Raw genomic sequence first — 17,217 nt, 5'->3', positions numbered from 1 at the left:
TGTCCGATATGAGAATAAACCTATATTAGATTTTATTCATAACCATCTGAAATTACTGTATTTTTATTTTGAACATAAGCTAGGCCTGATTGTTCACCAAGCCAAGCTTATAAATCAAGTTTTATAACCGTTAGGATTTTTTTCTTGCCAGTGCCAAGTATCCCGCATCATACAATCAAGATCGCGTGATACCGACCAGCCCAGCTCTTTTTTTGCCAAGGAAGCATCAGCCCAGAATGCCGCCAGATCGCCATCGCGGCGTGGGACAATATCAAAGGGGATGGTCTTACCAGAGGCTTTCTCAAAGGCATGTACCATTTGTAACACTGATGACCCAACGCCACCACCCAGGTTGTAGGCTTTGTAGCCCTTAAGAACCGACAGATGGTCCAATGCTTTTAGATGTCCGTCGGCCAAATCCATTACATGTATATAGTCACGTACGCAGGTACCATCATCAGTGGGATAGTCATTGCCAAAGATCTTCAACTTTTCTTGGCGACCAACCGCTACCTGAGCGATAAATGGCAACAGATTATTGGGAATGCCGTTGGGATCTTCACCGATACGCCCTGATTCATGCGCACCCACCGGATTGAAGTAACGCAAAGCGATAATAGAAAACTGTGGTTCAGCCTTGGCAAAATCACACAGCACCTGCTCCACCATTACTTTTGACGTACCATAAGGGCTGGTAGTGCCGCCAATAGGAGTAGTTTCCACATAAGGCACCGGCGCATTCTCACCGTAAACAGTAGCGGACGAACTGAAAATAAAGTGATGCACGCCTGCACGGCGCATTTCTTCCAATAGGACTAGAGTACCGGATACGTTATTTTGATAATATTCCAGCGGCATACGGGACGACTCCCCTACTGCCTTAAGCCCGGCGAAATGGATAACCGCCGTGATGTCGTGGTCGTCAAAAATACGCTGCAGGCAGTCTGGATCGCGTACATCGCCCTGGTAAAAAACGATGTCTTTATCCGCCAGCTCCGAAACACGATCTAGCGAGATCTCCGAGGCATTGGATAAATTATCCAATACCACGACTTCATCATCCCGCTCCAGCAACGATAACACCGTGTGGGAGCCGATATAACCGGCCCCTCCGGTGACTAGAATCGCCATAAAAACTCCTTGGGTAAGATTTTCACCATCATATGATGTTCACTAGTCTCCCACCTACAGCAGGCTTTTGATTTTCTCGCGAAAATCCTTGCCCCATTTCTCATTACGCAGGCCATAAGTAACAAATGCCTGCATATAACCGAGCTTGCGGCCGCAGTTAAAACTTTTGCCTGTCAGGTAAAGCGCATCTACGGGCTGATGATTAACCAGAGAAGCAATGGCGTCGGTCAACTGGATACGGCCCCATGCGCCTGGCTCTGTTTTTTCCAATAATGGCCAGATATCCGCTGACAGCACATAGCGCCCTACCGCCGCTAAATCCGAATCAATAGAACTTAGATCTTGGGGCTTTTCGATAAATGACTGAATCAAAGCATGATCGCCTGGTTCTGAGACGTCTTCATTACAGCTGATGACAGAATATTCAGGTAAATGTTCACGCGGCATGGATTGCACCAGCACCTGGCTGTGGCCGTTTTCATGGTAACGCTTAACCATGGATGCCAAGTTTTCAGTACGATTATTGTATGTTGAATCATCTAGCAGAATATCAGGTAACACAACTACAAACGGTGAGTCACCAAGCATCGGTTTTGCAGACAGGATTGCATGCCCTAACCCTAATGGCTCACCCTGACGGACATTCATGATGGTTAGGCCTTTGGGACAGATCGCCTGTACTTCAGCTAGCAAGGTATTTTTTACACGTGCTTCCAACAATGCTTCGAGTTCATAGGAGGTATCAAAGTGGTTTTCAATGGCATTTTTTGATGCATGGGTGACCAATACAATTTCTTTGATGCCTGCGGCAGCGCACTCCTCGACCAGATACTGGATCATCGGTTTGTCCACGATAGGCAGCATCTCTTTTGGGATGGCTTTGGTTGCCGGGAGTAGATGCATGCCCAGACCGGCGACAGGGATTACGGCTTTTAAAATTTTCATTCAATCAATACCCATAAGTTGAAACAGACACGACATGTTGAATACAGTAACAATATAGCATTTAGATTACTCTATTCAAAAAATATTAATGCCGTATGGAGAATTTTTTGTGATAGAAGATTGATTTTCGTATAGCAATTGCACTGACAATATCGAAAAAAATCAAAATATATTTTTATCTAATAGTATAGACTATGTTATAGCCCACTACATAATTAAATCATTAATACTTCAATTTTAAAAATTATTCCTATGGATAAGACAAAACTAAAATATATATCCTAAAAAAAAAAGGAATTAGGAAATTTTTTCCATTATAACTTTCCTAATTTTTTTAGAAGAGGAAAAAATGAATGCGCTATATAAAACAATCCCAACAATGATATCAAATATCACCTTGATCCAGCCAGTATTCATTGCAATAAAATGATCGACCCCCCACAAAGATATACACATAGCAAATGCAGAAAAAGTAGGTGCAACTAATTGTAATATATATTCCATCCATTTTATTTCCAAGAGGGTTAACGCACACCAAGCAGAAACAGGATACAGAATTAAAGTCCTTAATGAGAAAGCTAAAGCTGTTACAATTATACCAAATCGTACAAAAATATAAAAAACTATTACATTTGTTATTGCATATAATAAAGTCAACCTAGCCTGCCACTCCGGCTTATCTCTTGCAAACATCACAGAATGATTATAATAACCGATTGAAATAACAAATCCAATAGCGCTCACGATCTGCATAATGGGAACAGAATCTATCCATTTAGTGCCTAACAAAAGTAATGTAACATCGTGCGATAAATATGCCAATCCTAGAAAGGCTGGTGCTGTTATTAAAATTGTGAAATAGGTCGCATTCAGATAGTGCTTACGAAACTCGGGAAGATTGTTTTTTAGTCTAGAAAACGCGGGCAAAGAAACACGCATTAGTGCGGAAGCTAAAACGATATTTAATGTATTTACAATTCTTTTTCCAGCAGAATATATACCTGCAGGAGCCGCACCCAAAAAATAAGTTATGAAGAAAATATCACTATTTTGGTTTGCAAAATTTGTAATACCGCTTAAAGCTACATGCTTTGAGAAATTCAGGGAACTTTTAATTGAGTTACGGGAAAAACTAAATCCAGGTTTCCATGGAGTAACAATCCAAAGGGTAATTGAAGAGACAAGGGAGGTAACAACTTGCTGCATAACAAGGCTCGTTACTGCAAATCCCTTATAGGCTAAAAAAATCCCAGTTACACCACCTAAAGAAATGGAAATAATTGATCGTATAGCTAATGGCCTGAATAGCATATTATGACTTAGCCACGCCTCATGTATCCGACTTAGCCCGCTAACCAAAATGATTATACTAGTACCACGGATAACATTAGCAAGTTGATCAATCCCCATAATTTTTTCAATTATTGGGGCCGAGAAAAAAACGATCAAAAATGCTGGCAAAGAAAAAAGAAAGCAAAGAAGCAACGCTGAATTATAATCTTGATTAGTAGGCTTTTCAATACGAACAATGGATGTTGCAATGCTATCAAATATAACCGACCGAAAAAATTGTGAAACAAGTAATGAAATACTGAGCATGCCATATATACTAGGCGATAATAATCGTGCAAGTATTATAAAAATGACAAAAGTGATAGCTTGGGCAGCAGCATTATCCAATATAGACCATATTGCTCCTGACACAATGGTTTGTCTAATGACAGGCTGCTTATTTATTTTAGACACTAACGTTACCTTATATAAATAACAATGAAAATTTTAAAGGGAATATCGATATCTCTCTTCAATTATTTTGAGTCCGGATTGAAGTCTTTCAATATTTTGATGAAATATTGTGTCGTCACTAAGAAAACCATCCATTTTAGCAGCAGCATCTAAGCAAATTGCAGCTTTATCTATAGAATTTTCATCCCACGTCTTATCCAATTTATTTTCAAGGACTTTAATCACTTTATTAGGTATTCGGTATGTCAAAAGCTTTGTGGTGTTCATGTAACGCGGCCACCAATAAGAACTTTTTATTTCTCGCTGTCTTTTAAATTGAGTTATCGATGCTGCCACATCTGCACCAGGTAGAAAATACCGCTCACCATATAGATGTAAACATTTATTACGGAGAGATTCACGTAAAGAGCTACTCCCTAATACTATAGGCATATATGGTAAGGAGATCGTTTGAGTCCAATCTAGCCATTTAAAAGTATTAATTTGACTCGATGAAACTAATGGTACCCATGGCACACGCATTGCGTCAGCGATAATAGCTGCATGCATTGCGTCAGCTAACACTAATTTCGAATGTCGAATTTTTTGGATGATTTCTTTCGCGTCACCTTGTGGGTTTACGAAAGTGATATGCGCTCTTTTGCAAGCTTTTTCCCATTGTCCTGTTTCTAGGGCATTGTGATGTGGAATAAAAATCGTGCCTGAACGCTCATCTGAAGATAGTGGTTTAAATTCGCTGAGAGTATTTAATAATGCAGCACCATCTGTAATATATTTGTCTTGAGGTAGCCCTAATATTTGTGCACTTAGAGGTCCCCGTACACATATAGTATCCCATCCTATCCCACCAAAATCCTTTGGAGGGTATCCATACCCCACACCACTACTAAAAACTATCCATTTTTTTGCAACTGGCATTGCCGTGTTAATTATGGTTCCTATACCTGAAAAGCGTACATCATCATTTTGATCAAAATAACCGGGCAGTAAGTCATTCCATAACCATGCATTAATATCATCACCAAAATTCCCTAAAGCCGACTTGTAATAATATAATTTCAATTGAAAACTCTCCAGGATTTAACATTTAAAAAAGAAAACAATAAAAAAAACTTTTTATAAATTGCAAAAAAAAGTCAGATAAAATCAATACAAATTAATTCGATTGGAAAAGTTTTATCCATTTCCCTTTACTAGAAATTAATTTTATGTAAGTTCCTTTTTTTACATCTAAGCTATAGGTTGTACCTTGGCCATTTACAGAAATATTATTTTCTTCTGCCGATTTTATTTCATATATGATACCATCATGCTTGCTAATATCTGGCAAAGTAATTTTTATTGGTGTAACGTTATTGCAAATAATCACAGAGGGTCCATTAATATCAAGCGTAGTACTTTCAGTTATATTTAACACTTCCTCACGCTGACTACTTCTCGTTCCATTTGATTTAATATAAAATATATTTTTATTACCGATGTTGCTTTTAAGCAAAAAAGAATTGGAATTATCATTATTGCTATCCAGAGTTACCACTGTGCCATTCCACTTTGCATCTCTGGTATTTTTAACTAAAAGAGCTGAGTTACGTGGCTCATCTGCAATAAAAGAGTTAGTTATTTGATTTGAAGCGAAATAACCATTAACCCAAGCTCCAGTTGCTCTAAAAGCTTGGTCAAAAGGTCGATTTGCGCTTCTTAGATTTACAGCATGAAAGCCCCAAACTGGTTTTGCTTGCGAACCATCAGCAAGAATGCCTAATTCATAACCTGTCGCAGTTTTTGCAGAACTAGTTTTATCAATATAAATATTTGTATTTTGCCCCCAGATTTTATCAGCCGCATTAATTATAGCAGAATATCCATTTTCTGGAACCTGACCCTTCTTTTCATTACCTACTTGGTACCAACCGCTGACTCCAATATATTTTTTTTGAAAGTCAAGAGAAGTTATTCTTGCCGAGAAAGGAGGAGAATGTGCGGTTGTAATAAACATACCTACAGCAATATTGGCATTTGGTTTTATATTGGGAGAGTAGAGACCATCCGAAGTGTATTTCGTATTTATTGCTTGCGTCTTAAGTTGATCAGTTGGGCCATGCATTGAAATATAGTATCCCACATGATCTTTATTCGTATACGCTGACATAGCCGAATCATTTCTAAATCCTGATATTTCAGCTTTTGCTGATGAATCATTCACTAATAATGCTTGCCCAGCAGCCGAATTAAAGTTTCCATATGTTTTTCGCATTTCAATATTCGAATCATTTAATTTTGGCTTATTTTGACTATAATTTTCGTCAGCAAAGGATGAAAAAGAGATAATTACTATTACTAAGCAATATAATTTATTCATTATAGCAATCCATATTTTGATACTCTAAATTTAGAAAAAATGCTTATAATAACTAGTTGCATAACACACGCTGCAAAAACGAGCATATTATCAAAAATCATAAGCGCAGCCGTAGTCGATAATATTGCAGCTATCGAGCGCATATACCCATTTTTGTTTACGTATGTGAATAAAAAAATAAGAAAAATCATATAAATATAGGTTAAAACAATTCCTGCAAAACCAAATGTTGTGAGAGCATAACCAAATCCAGTTGTTACCGTAAGTTCTGGCGTAATAAGGTTTAAATGAAATTTATTTTTGATATTATCATCTGTTCTTTTGGATATAAAATCAGGTAAAATTGCTGCATTTATAAAATCAGAGATGAATCCTTTATCATATCGCCCCTTACTCTCTTGACTAACGAGAGTGGCATAAGGAGAGGAGACATATACATAGAACCAGGTAAAGCCGCTAGGTAGCGTATTCTTTAAAATTGGATTATCAATCTGTGCTATTCTAAAAATTGGTTTATCATCTGTATAACCAGAGGATTTCATCCTTTTATCCCCAATATAACCGAAAATTGTGATAAGGGATAAGAAAAGGACTAATATTAAAACTTTAGACTTAACTTTAGAATTATGAGCTAAATAAATAAAAAAACAAGGTAACATAATCATCAGCATAGATGCTCTATTCACGATGATAATCGAGAATAGGAAGCCCAAGAAGGTTGGGAATAAATTCTTTTTTCCGCCAAATATAACATATCTTTCATAACCAATTATCGCACAAGCTGAAACATAACTTAAAAAGAAGACATGGAAAGTAGCAACACCAAAATTTCTATAATAATATGATGCACCAGTTATGATGCTTAGTATTGGTAAAACTCCAGAGACATAGACCTCTAATATTATTCCAAAGATAATAAATGAGCACACATAAAAAATATTTCTTCCTGATGAATTTTTAGGTTGACTATTTTTGATATATCTTTTAAGCGTGAAGTTATAAAAATATCCTATCATGAAACTAATGCCAGTCAATGTAATCACAGTGACTTCTGTTATAGATAATACCCCGTTTCTATAAAGACCGGAAAGCTGTAAATGATATAATAGTATCGCAATAATAAAAGCTGTTGCGAACATATATAGTGGATTTAAATAAAATGATTTCATTCAGGACTCGATGATGTGGTTAGCCAGCTTAAATATCCAAAACTACAATTTGGAAAACATTAAAAGTCAATATTAATTAACTGAAACAATACGAACGAAAATGGTTTTAATATAAAAAATAAGCTGTAATCAATAATTTTAAAATACTACTTTGCTAACTCCTTCAACCTGTTGCCAAGAATAACATACACAATAAAAAAACCAATAATTCGTGACATTCCTGTCTTATTTATATCTTTGAAAAGAAACAAGTACAGCCGCACAAATATATTTGATTTGAACGAATTAATATAGTCACTAGCCTGTGTTAAATAAACACTATCAATATACGATCCATAATCCGATAAAAATAATTCTGCCTGTACCCTCGTTTTTTCAACTGATTGTAAAGATGATTGATATTTAGAATACAACTGCTTGCTAAAAAATGTTGTGCCGAATGTCAATTTTTTAGCACCCACCTGATTCTTATCATGTTGTCGATAAAGAATTAGAGATTTAGGAATATAAATAATCTGGCCAAATGCCGAGGCCACTAAAGCAGCATACCAATCATGCATTATAGACTCAGAAATAGAACTCTTTTTCAATAAAATTAAAAGAGGATTATTAATGGCACAAACACAGCCCGTAATAGAATTACTTACGAGTAGATGGCCAAATGACGGGTTATTATTTAACTTTTGATATTCGAACATGGATGTATGGATTGGTGATAATTCTTTGTTGCTAACACATAAATCTGAATGAATTAGAAGCGGCTTATTTTGCATTTCGTTTGAAGTAAAATGATCCATAAATATTTTCATTTTCTTTGGTAGCCACAAATCATCCTGATCGCAAAAAAAGACATAATCTGCCTCTGTTTGTTTCAAAAGGAATGTGAAATTGTTTCTCACTCCATTTTTTCTTTTGTAATCAAGCAAAATCACTTTATTAGAAATCAGTAAATCATTTATTAATTCTATCGTATTATCAGTAGAACCATCATCAGAGATCAATATCCTGCAAGTATAATTTTGTAGATACTCAAAGTTTATAAGCAATGAATTAATTTGATCTTTTATATAAGAAGCCCCATTATAAGTAGCTAAAAGAACATCTATTTTTTTCATAAGAATACTCATGTTTTGTTAAAAGTTATCTTTAAACATTTTTCTTGTCAAAAAACTGATAAAAATATCTTGCTAAATTTTTAGGATTTTTTGTTAAAAACATCCACTTGATAGCTTTCCCTATGGAAAGTTGTCTTTTGTGATACGCAACGGTATTTTTCATACAAAAGCCGTCTGTTTGTCCATAAATGTGGTTATTGCGATTTATAAAATCTTCTAGTGCATCTGCATATGAATATGAGGTAGACACCCTCATTTCTTCGATGCTATGATTATGATGCATCATATATGTAGGAATGTTTAATCTTTTAAAATCACCATATTTATAAGAAAGCCGAAGCCAAGTATCCCAATCTTGTAGTCTTTTAACTTGTGCATCAAAACCACCGATATTTTTTAATCGTTCTGTTAGCGTAAAAATTTGGTTCGATGCTTTATTTTCATATAAAAGATCTTTGTATGTAAATGTATTTATCCATGCTTCTTGTTTATAATTAATTTCTTTTTTGTTATTACTGTACACATTGGTGAAATTACAGCAGAGAAAAGAAAAATCATTATCCCAATTTTGGACAAAATTTGAAATTCTGTCTTTCGTGAATTCGTCGTCATCATCTAGGCCAGTTATAAATTTTCCTGTTGCAGAATATATTCCTAAATTACGAGTTACGCAAGCTCCTTTATTTTTCAAATTTCGTATATACTTTATTTTGGGTTCTGTTTTAGAAAGCAGCTCTACAAACTCTTTAGTTCCATCTGTCGAAGCATCATCACAAATTAGTATTTCTATCTCCGGATAATCCTGAGCCAAAACCGAAGCCACCGCTCTTTTTAATCGTTCTAATCGATTAAAAGTTGATATGTAAATACTTACCTTATCCATTTGTCTCCCTTGCTTAATATTTTGAGTTAAATTTGTCCAGCAGATTATTTATTATTATTTAATTCTCCTAATAATAACTCTTTGATATTGGGATATGTTTCTAATACTTTTTTAAGCTGAATATCATTCTCATTATTACCTACATTTTTTAAGGTAAGAGATTCACGCTGAGAAGCGGGCAATAATATAAAATCCTGGTTTCGATCGGATGCTCGCAATGATTTAAAGCCATTCAGAATAGTGCGGATTTTGAACCATACATCATCAGCAAGCGGACATAGATTAAGAAATAATTCCTTATCAAGATTTAAGTTATAAATACTTTTAACAGGATACAAAATACCGCTAACACCTGTGGGTAAAAAACCAAATGATGGCTCGTGTGTTGCATCCTGTTTTAGGCTATTAATCATAAAATCATGGTAATCCAAAAGATTACCATTTTTGTCGAAAAGAATTTGATGCCCTCGATAAGCAATAATACAGCTAGGGTTCCTCACACTCACTTCTAGCAACTGACTAAGCCACCACTTGGGATAAAAAACATCGTCATCAGCCGTAATAATAATTTTTTCATTATTATATATAGAAGAATAATAAAGTTTTTTATATGACTTTATATTTTCATTTAGAATAAAAATCATCAACCCTCTAGTCTGCAATTTTTTTAATCTTTCAGGCACTCCACCATTTTTAATTACATCGTCCTTGCTTAAATACAATCGTATTTCATATTTTCCATCGTAATTTTGCTGCATTAGTGTTTCTAAAGTTAAAAAGACATTTTTTATTCTTTTATGATATGTGGTCAAAGATATTATAATACTAGCGCTTTGGCTTACTTTCTTTTTAGAAAATTCATTTATTATGAAAAATTTACAATATAAATATAAGGACAAGATTTTATTAATATTGCCTTTTAATATGTTTAAAGCTCTAAAGTATATTTTTTTAAAAAGCATATTATAAACACCGTAATTATTAATATTAAAAAATACAAGGAACTATTTTGACATATTTATTTTTTAAAGATTGCGAAAAAAATAAAGGGTAACAGAAATGCACGATCTTGCCAAAAATACACAAAGAGTTTTTGTTTAATTAAAGCAATGATAAAGGACTTTGGGCTACTTTTACATAATTTTAAAAAACCATGTACTGACCATTTTGAATAAAGATAAATGCACTTTTTTTTCAACCTATTTTTTAAAATATTTTTAACTTCCAAATACGCATTATATCGCTCTGATATATAGTGCGGGCTTTTAGTGGAATTTGTAAGCGACCCTGCTCTAAGATTTTGCAGATATAATACTTCCTTCAGAGTGACAATTAAAGTTGAATTTAATAGTAATTTAATTGTGAACATATGATCTTCATGAACTGGCCTTGCCGTAAATTTAGCTCCACTACTTATAGCTAACTCGCGCCTAAATACGTAAGACCATACAGCCGCAGTATAATAACCATTTGTGAGTAAATAATTTAAAAGTTCCTCTCCATTTTTGTAAATGAAATCTTTTTCAAAAAAAACCTTTTTAATATGAGTTTTTTTATTAAGTTCAATTTCTTTAACAATGTTTGAAGAATAATAAATCATATCGGGTTTTATTTCGGATGATACAAGAATTGCATTAATAAAATTAGATGCTACATCGTCATCACTATCACAATAGGAGATATATTCGCCTTTAGCTTTTATTAAGCCATATTCTCTTGCGGCTGCTGCTCCTGAATTTTTCGTATTATATATACATATTGGCATTTGTACATTACATGTTAAAAAAGCATTAACAATATTTTCTGTATTATCTGTCGAACCATCATTAACGATTATTATTTCAACACCGATAACTTGTTGTTTTGCCAGCGATGATAATAATTTACCAATTGAATTTTGTGCATTATAACATGGGATAATAATTGTTAGCTTCATTTGTATATTCTTATGGTTAAATTTTCTAATTAATACTCTTAATAATTTTGAATCAATAGATTCGGTAATTAGGCCATATTTATTGAAATCATTTTTACATTTCAATTAACCATACAATATATATGATAATAACAATATAATGAAAAAAAACATATTTCATTATATGATACTACAATGCATTTATTTTAGTTGTTTACTCTAATTATGACTACTAACTAAGCTTTAGTTATTAATCTTGTAAACATTGTCACTAAATACTATTTTTCCTTACCAATAATATAACTTTATATTATCATTATAATATTTAAAGAAAAAGGTGAGCAGTGTATTAAACATAACCTCTGCTTTTATACTGTTATTACTATCACCAATACCTTTTATGCATACTTAATTTTTTAATAAAATATTTCGGTAACTTCTGATAATTTTGTCCAAGTTTATAGCCAACAATTTTGGCAAAATTATTGGCGCAAGCTAATGGTACTAACAGTGGCTTGTTTCTTAATAGGTGTTTGAATTCAGAAATAATAAATCGTTTGCCTTCACCACCTGCACCTCCAAAATTTTCTCTTATCCACTTTTCATCATTATGAAAGACGCCAATATCAAAATACCGTTTAAACTCAGCTACCAGAGTGTAATTATGTGAATGTTGAACGATTGCATCGGCTGCATAAGCGATTTTGTATCCTGAAAGAATAGCCTTCGCCGCGAAAAACATATCTTCGCCGAGGATGGTATTATTTGGAAAACCGCCAAGATCATTGAAAATAGATGTTCTATATGCTGAAAATGAATTTGACAAGAATACTGTTTTAATGCCTAAAGTTTTTTTTGCATTAATTTCCGAAATATAACTTTCTTCTTTGTAATTAAATTGCCGTGCATGAATGGCAATCGGTGTAGCATTATCATGTGGCGTCTGCCGTCCGTAAGCTGCAGCAACAGTTAGGTCCTTAAATGGCATAATTATATTTGCAAAACTGTTTTTTGTAGGTAAAGCATCTTGTGTTAAAAATATAACTATATCACTACCACTTAATGTTACTCCAAGATTCCTTGTGCCACCATGATTAAATTCTTCTGAGCTTATGGAATGGACATCAAACCCGCTTTGCTTAGATATTTGAGTAGTTGAATCACTACTGCCAGAATCAATAATTAAAACACCATTGATGTATTTTTCATTTTTTGTTATCTCCACTACACGTTTTGCAACCATTCGCCATAGTTCACCTCCATTAAATGTAGGTATGACGATTTTCACTTTTATATTTTCCAAAGCATTCATATCGCAACCTATCGACTCTACAATCTAATACACTTCAAACAGGATGCCACTGCTACTCGTGGATTTATGAGTAACAGTGAGATTTCATGATTTTTAGAAGCACTTACTTATTTACTTTAAATATTAACTATTCTTTTGTAGTTTTATATTCATACTGATAATAATCATACCCAGAATAAGCATTATTTCTCTTAACAATTGCATTAAGTATTACTCCTTTGATATGTACCCCATTCTGCTCAAATCTCTTTATACTATATTCAACCTCTTTTACGGTATCTTTCTCAAATCGAGTAACCATCATATTTGTACCAGAATGCCGACCAATTATGGCTGCATCAGTTACTGCTAATATAGGAGGAGTATCCACCATTACATAATCGTAATTTTCAGAAGCCCATAATAGCACTTTAGCAAAATTTTCGTGCATTAATAGTTCAGATGGATTTGGTGGAGCCTTGCCGCGGGAAATAAAGTCAAGATTAGTAATTTTTGTTTTAACTAAAACATCGTTAGTTACTTTTTGCTCGGAAAGAATCTCTGCTAAACCAGAAGAATTGCTAGCGCCCATTATGTTATGCATATATCCTTTACGCAAATCACAATCAACTAGCAGTACTTTATTACCTGCTTGAGCTAACACTGAGGCTAGGTTAACACTTACAAACGTTTTCCCAATTGATGGGCTTGCGCCGGATATCATTAAAATATTATTTGGCGCATCCATCATTGCAAAATGCAGACTAGTTCTCAAGCTTCGTATAGACTCCATTGCCAAGTCGGCGGGATTTCCCAGCGCCATAATTGAATTATCGGATTTTTGGCTTCCTTTCTTAAGCGCATTTTCACGATCCTTTTTAACTTGCCATTCCGATAGTGGTATCGTTGCATAAACATTGATACCTAATTGTTCCAATTGTTCTGGACTCTCAATTCCTTTCCGGAAGATAGATTTAACTAAAACAATACCAACAGATAGCATTCCGCCTAGAATAAAGGCAAGTATCAATATCATTGCCTTGCGCGGAGCAACAGGCCTAACTTGTGTTTCAGCTGTGTCGATAATTCTAACATTACCTACCGTACTCGCTTTGCTTATAGAAAGCTCTTGTTGTCTATTTAACAATTGCATATAGACTTGTTGATTAACGTTTACATCTCGCGTTAATCGCAGTATTTCTTGCTGAGTAACAGGCATGCCATTAATACGTTTATCTAATTTTGCTTTCTCGCCTTCTAAGGTCTTCCTTTTTTCTAATAAAGCCCTATATGCTGGATGCTCTTTTGTGAAGAGTTTTGAAATTTCAGCTTCTTTGAAAATAGATTCATTCAACTGCGTTTCGATAGATACGGTTGAATCTAGGGCAGATTTCGCTTCTAAAGACAGATCAACTGAATCGTTTTGTCTACGATATAGGTTTAATTTATTTTCTGCAACATCTAAGGCTTCCCTCACGCCTGGAATTTGTTCCTCTACGAATTTAAGACTTTTTTCAGCTTCCTCGGATTTTCGTTCAATATCTTGTTGCAAATAATTATTGATTATGCTATTTAGTATTTTTTTAATCTGCTCAGGATCATCCCCAAGTATATTAAGGCCTAAAACTCCTGTATCTTTACCCTTATCAGCGACATCAATGCTATTTAGCAAATCATTATACGTTTGCAATGTCTTTTTTTTCTGAATATAGAACTCTGTTCCATCTTTAGCTTTGATATCGCTAACTAATATTGTTGTACCTTTATTGCTTTCAAACTTCCCAATATTTCCTTTAATTATAATGTCGCCATCATCTTTAAGGAGGTATTCTTTATTGTTTAAAACCTCTAAAATAAGATAATCGCTATCAATATTTTCTGAGGGCATAAACTTTGATACTGCAATTTGCGCAGGTTTATCATTAATAAGCCTAGCCCATCCCTTCCCAAAGAAAGGGAAATATTTTTGCTCAATAACAGTATCAAGTTGTAAATCAGATATTGTTTTACCTAAAACCATTCGCGACTTTATTAGTTCTATTTCAGCAGCCGACTGTGGCTGAGAACTTCCGGATGGTAGCATTTCAGAAATGTTATTTAATAATGAACTGCCTATGCTTTGTTCAACTTGTACAAGAGCGTCACTCCTATATATGGGAGTAGTCAGCAATATATATAATACAGCTATAATCATGCATATGCTGGTGATACTTACTATGAGCCAGCGTGACTCGATTAGTTGGGCAATAACTCGCATTAAATCAATTTCACTTGAGTTATCTTCAACCGATTTATAAGTTTTATTTCTTTCAGACATTATTCATCCTAACTATCGGTTTAAGGCTTTCGCCCATTGTTGTGCAGACTCATCTAATAAATGATAAACATATTCAAATGTTTTTCTACTTTGTTTATAGGGATCAGGAATTTCTGTTTGCTGTAACCAATGACCAAATAACATAATTTTACCTCTCGCTTCGGGTGCAATTTTGCATAGCCGATCGATATGTTTTCTCTCCATGACCAAAATTAGATCATATTCATGACACAGGTCCGCTGTGACTTTTTTTGCATGGTGATCAGCAAGCGAAAGTTTGTTGTCATTTGCTACATGGCAAGCTAACTCATCAGCCGGTTTATTTAATAGCGGGCTTAACCCGGCAGATATAATATTTTTCCCTGGCAAATACTTTTGTAATAATCGTTCTCCCGTAGGAGAACGGCAGATATTACCGACGCAAACCACCAATACAGTATCAAACATGATTAATCCCAGTTTTTAATATATCGTGTTGTTTCCGTCATATCATGAACACCTGCAATAGTTGGAATTAGTTGATTTACAAGCCTATTCCAACGTGTAATAGGTGCTGTAGTCACATAAACAATGTCATATGGTTTAAGCTGAAACTCAGTACCCATAACCAATGATGTTGCATCAGAAACATCTAGCTGATAGAGGTCTGCTATTTGGCTTCCGTGAGAACCTTTAAGGGGTCTTATAACAAATATACCTGTCGTATTTGCTGAAACTTGGTCAATGCCTTGTGCATTCCCCAGAGCTTCGGTTAATGTCATTCCGCTTCGATCCATTTTCAGGGTAGATTGTTTTGTCACCTCACCCATAACAAAAATTTTCAAATCATCGTTGCGGGGTATAAAAAGGATATCACCAGGATAGAGCAATCTATTTTGTTGAAGATCACCATTCTGCATAAGCGCCTGCAGCGAAATTTGCTGATCTTTGCCATTATGTGTGAGTATTACATTTCGCCAATCTGCATCAGCAGTAAGCCCACCGGCGGAGTTTATTGCATCTAGTATCGTCAATGGCACATTACTGATAGCCTGCTGACCAGATTTATTCACTTCGCCTGTCACGTACACTTTCTGCGAGCGGAAAGAAGCTATATTGACATCCACTTGAGGACTTTCAATGTATTGTGCTAAACGATTGGAAATTTCATTTCTTATTTGAGTAACAGTACGGCCTTCAACGCTGACCTTGCCAATATAAGGATAAAAAATAGTTCCATCTGATTGTACCCAATTGCCAGTATCACTTGCGCTACGATACTGACCAGCCGGAGTGGTTAGTTCGGGGTGTTCCCAGACGGTGATGTTCAAAACATCACCGACCCCTACTCTATATTCGTAATTTTTTAGTTCTTGCTCAAGTGGAACATTGTTTTGAGCCACCACTGGCTTTGAGCGTAATTCCTCAATTAGTCTCGGTGTCAATGGATAAACATTGACGAACTTGCTAATATCATAATTTGCATCATCTTGTTTTATAACATTTTTACCGCTGGTCGAGAGACTAGAACCAGGGAAGACGGTACAACCACTAATCAAGGCCACCGACACCAAAAGCGGCATCAACTTAAGTTTGGTTTTCATCATTGAGTTATCATCACTATCGCTGTTGCTCGGGTAAAAAGCGTATCCATGTGTGGTAGCGCCTTACGCAAGTGTGTTAATGCCAAAAAAGCCCCAAAACTTAGCGCTGTTCATTGTGGTACATGCCTGCTTTCATCTTCTGGTGCCATATCCAAAACTCTCATGCCCACATCACAAATGTTAAGATTCATCTAATTGACCAAAAATGACATAAAAATACAACTATAAATCTTATGATTATGACATTATTTGTTCTGAAATTGAGCGATCGGCCCTTGCAGCAACGGCTAAATTGTTGTGCATAGAGAATAGACGTGTTTTTGCGGCCATGCTGGAAAATCTCGTCATTACAGGCATTGATTTTTTCTCATCAAAAAATCTTCTTTTACCTAAAGCTTTTGCGCGCATGACCGATAGTGTTATCGCTAGTGGAAATTTCATAAAATCTGATTATTTATTAGCCAAATATGAGAGTGACAACCCACTGGACTTAATAGGATAAGACTATCGATACACGACATTTAAACAAAAAACTTATTCCATTGCCTTCTTTTAATAAAAGGCAGGATTACTGATACATGTACTGGTTTAAACACGACCAGGAACCAGCTATGAGTTGATTATGCTCACACCACGCTACCGCCCTTGGCTTGTAGCAACCAATGAGCTGTCGAGCATTTGTTTGAAATCTGTACTCTGGTTCTGGCTTGATGCGACGCAAACTATTCTTACTAGTGATAGCTCAGTCACAAAACTACACTTG

General features: G+C 35.0%; 15 protein-coding genes. All 15 read right to left on the bottom strand.

The window, feature by feature from the left end; translation table 11 throughout:
• Positions 1-114 precede the first annotated feature (114 nt).
• The 15 genes from galE to ACL2XP_RS07325 all read right to left on the bottom strand — a co-directional run bounded on the left by galE (position 115) and on the right by ACL2XP_RS07325 (position 16,895).
• Positions 115-1,131: a UDP-glucose 4-epimerase GalE gene (galE, locus tag ACL2XP_RS07395; RefSeq protein ID WP_413738014.1), complete on the bottom strand. Its 1,017-nt coding sequence runs from the start codon at positions 1,129-1,131 to the stop codon at positions 115-117.
• Between the two features lie 54 nt (positions 1,132-1,185).
• Positions 1,186-2,076 (bottom strand): sugar phosphate nucleotidyltransferase, encoded by an 891-nt coding sequence (locus tag ACL2XP_RS07390; RefSeq protein ID WP_413738013.1) that lies wholly within the window; start codon positions 2,074-2,076, stop codon positions 1,186-1,188.
• Between the two features lie 297 nt (positions 2,077-2,373).
• Positions 2,374-3,822, bottom strand: coding sequence for a lipopolysaccharide biosynthesis protein (locus ACL2XP_RS07385; protein ID WP_413738012.1), 1,449 nt, complete (start codon positions 3,820-3,822; stop codon positions 2,374-2,376).
• 33 nt (positions 3,823-3,855) lie between these two features.
• Entirely contained in the window at positions 3,856-4,884 is a 1,029-nt protein-coding gene (locus tag ACL2XP_RS07380; protein ID WP_413738011.1) for a polysaccharide pyruvyl transferase family protein, read from the bottom strand.
• Between the two features lie 94 nt (positions 4,885-4,978).
• Complete coding sequence (locus tag ACL2XP_RS07375) at positions 4,979-6,181, bottom strand: hypothetical protein (RefSeq protein ID WP_413738010.1); 1,203 nt, start codon at positions 6,179-6,181, stop codon at positions 4,979-4,981.
• Positions 6,181-7,350, bottom strand: coding sequence for an O-antigen polymerase (locus ACL2XP_RS07370; RefSeq protein WP_413738009.1), 1,170 nt, complete (start codon positions 7,348-7,350; stop codon positions 6,181-6,183). The genes ACL2XP_RS07375 and ACL2XP_RS07370 overlap by 1 nt, the downstream gene beginning before the upstream one ends.
• 146 nt (positions 7,351-7,496) lie before the next feature.
• Entirely contained in the window at positions 7,497-8,465 is a 969-nt protein-coding gene (locus tag ACL2XP_RS07365; RefSeq protein WP_413738008.1) for a glycosyltransferase family 2 protein, read from the bottom strand.
• Positions 8,466-8,496: 31 nt separating this feature from the next.
• A complete protein-coding gene (locus tag ACL2XP_RS07360) occupies positions 8,497-9,348 on the bottom strand; it encodes a glycosyltransferase (RefSeq protein ID WP_413738007.1) in 852 nt (283 codons plus the stop codon).
• Positions 9,349-9,392: 44 nt separating this feature from the next.
• Complete coding sequence (locus ACL2XP_RS07355) at positions 9,393-10,310, bottom strand: hypothetical protein (protein WP_413738006.1); 918 nt, start codon at positions 10,308-10,310, stop codon at positions 9,393-9,395.
• 56 nt (positions 10,311-10,366) lie between these two features.
• Entirely contained in the window at positions 10,367-11,284 is a 918-nt protein-coding gene (locus tag ACL2XP_RS07350) for a glycosyltransferase family 2 protein (RefSeq protein WP_413738005.1), read from the bottom strand.
• Positions 11,285-11,648: 364 nt separating this feature from the next.
• Positions 11,649-12,557, bottom strand: a complete 909-nt coding sequence (locus ACL2XP_RS07345; protein ID WP_413739109.1) for a glycosyltransferase family 2 protein — start codon at positions 12,555-12,557, stop codon at positions 11,649-11,651.
• A gap of 145 nt (positions 12,558-12,702) precedes the next feature.
• A complete protein-coding gene (gene wzc / locus ACL2XP_RS07340; protein WP_413738004.1) occupies positions 12,703-14,871 on the bottom strand; it encodes a tyrosine-protein kinase Wzc in 2,169 nt (722 codons plus the stop codon).
• 12 nt (positions 14,872-14,883) lie between these two features.
• The gene (locus ACL2XP_RS07335) at positions 14,884-15,318 is read right to left on the bottom strand and encodes a protein tyrosine phosphatase (RefSeq protein WP_413738002.1); all 435 of its coding nucleotides are present in this window, start codon (positions 15,316-15,318) and stop codon (positions 14,884-14,886) included.
• A gap of 2 nt (positions 15,319-15,320) precedes the next feature.
• Positions 15,321-16,457: a polysaccharide export protein gene (locus ACL2XP_RS07330; protein ID WP_413738000.1), complete on the bottom strand. Its 1,137-nt coding sequence runs from the start codon at positions 16,455-16,457 to the stop codon at positions 15,321-15,323.
• A 234-nt stretch (positions 16,458-16,691) separates the two neighbouring features.
• Positions 16,692-16,895, bottom strand: coding sequence for a hypothetical protein (locus tag ACL2XP_RS07325; protein WP_413737999.1), 204 nt, complete (start codon positions 16,893-16,895; stop codon positions 16,692-16,694).
• Positions 16,896-17,217: the final 322 nt, after the last annotated feature.

The sequence above is a fragment of the Sodalis sp. RH21 genome (assembly GCF_047324175.1).
In the GTDB taxonomy this organism is placed as follows: Bacteria; Pseudomonadota; Gammaproteobacteria; order Enterobacterales; family Enterobacteriaceae; genus Acerihabitans.
The sequence above is the reverse complement of the archived record's forward strand: the minus strand, read 5'-3'. Positions and strand labels throughout refer to the sequence as shown.

Bases quoted from the DNA above. Each gene is read 5' to 3' on its own strand.
- galE (WP_413738014.1), bottom strand. From the start codon at position 1,131: ATGGCGATTCTAGTCACCGGAGGGGCCGGTTATATCGGCTCCCACACG.
- ACL2XP_RS07390 (WP_413738013.1), bottom strand. From the start codon at position 2,076: ATGAAAATTTTAAAAGCCGTAATCCCTGTCGCCGGTCTGGGCATGCAT.
- ACL2XP_RS07375 (WP_413738010.1), bottom strand. From the start codon at position 6,181: ATGAATAAATTATATTGCTTAGTAATAGTAATTATCTCTTTTTCATCC.
- ACL2XP_RS07370 (WP_413738009.1), bottom strand. From the start codon at position 7,350: ATGAAATCATTTTATTTAAATCCACTATATATGTTCGCAACAGCTTTT.
- ACL2XP_RS07365 (WP_413738008.1), bottom strand. From the start codon at position 8,465: ATGAAAAAAATAGATGTTCTTTTAGCTACTTATAATGGGGCTTCTTAT.
- ACL2XP_RS07360 (WP_413738007.1), bottom strand. From the start codon at position 9,348: ATGGATAAGGTAAGTATTTACATATCAACTTTTAATCGATTAGAACGA.
- ACL2XP_RS07355 (WP_413738006.1), bottom strand. From the start codon at position 10,310: ATGCTTTTTAAAAAAATATACTTTAGAGCTTTAAACATATTAAAAGGC.
- ACL2XP_RS07350 (WP_413738005.1), bottom strand. From the start codon at position 11,284: ATGAAGCTAACAATTATTATCCCATGTTATAATGCACAAAATTCAATT.
- wzc (WP_413738004.1), bottom strand. From the start codon at position 14,871: ATGTCTGAAAGAAATAAAACTTATAAATCGGTTGAAGATAACTCAAGT.
- ACL2XP_RS07335 (WP_413738002.1), bottom strand. From the start codon at position 15,318: ATGTTTGATACTGTATTGGTGGTTTGCGTCGGTAATATCTGCCGTTCT.
- ACL2XP_RS07330 (WP_413738000.1), bottom strand. From the start codon at position 16,457: ATGATGAAAACCAAACTTAAGTTGATGCCGCTTTTGGTGTCGGTGGCC.
- ACL2XP_RS07325 (WP_413737999.1), bottom strand. From the start codon at position 16,895: ATGAAATTTCCACTAGCGATAACACTATCGGTCATGCGCGCAAAAGCT.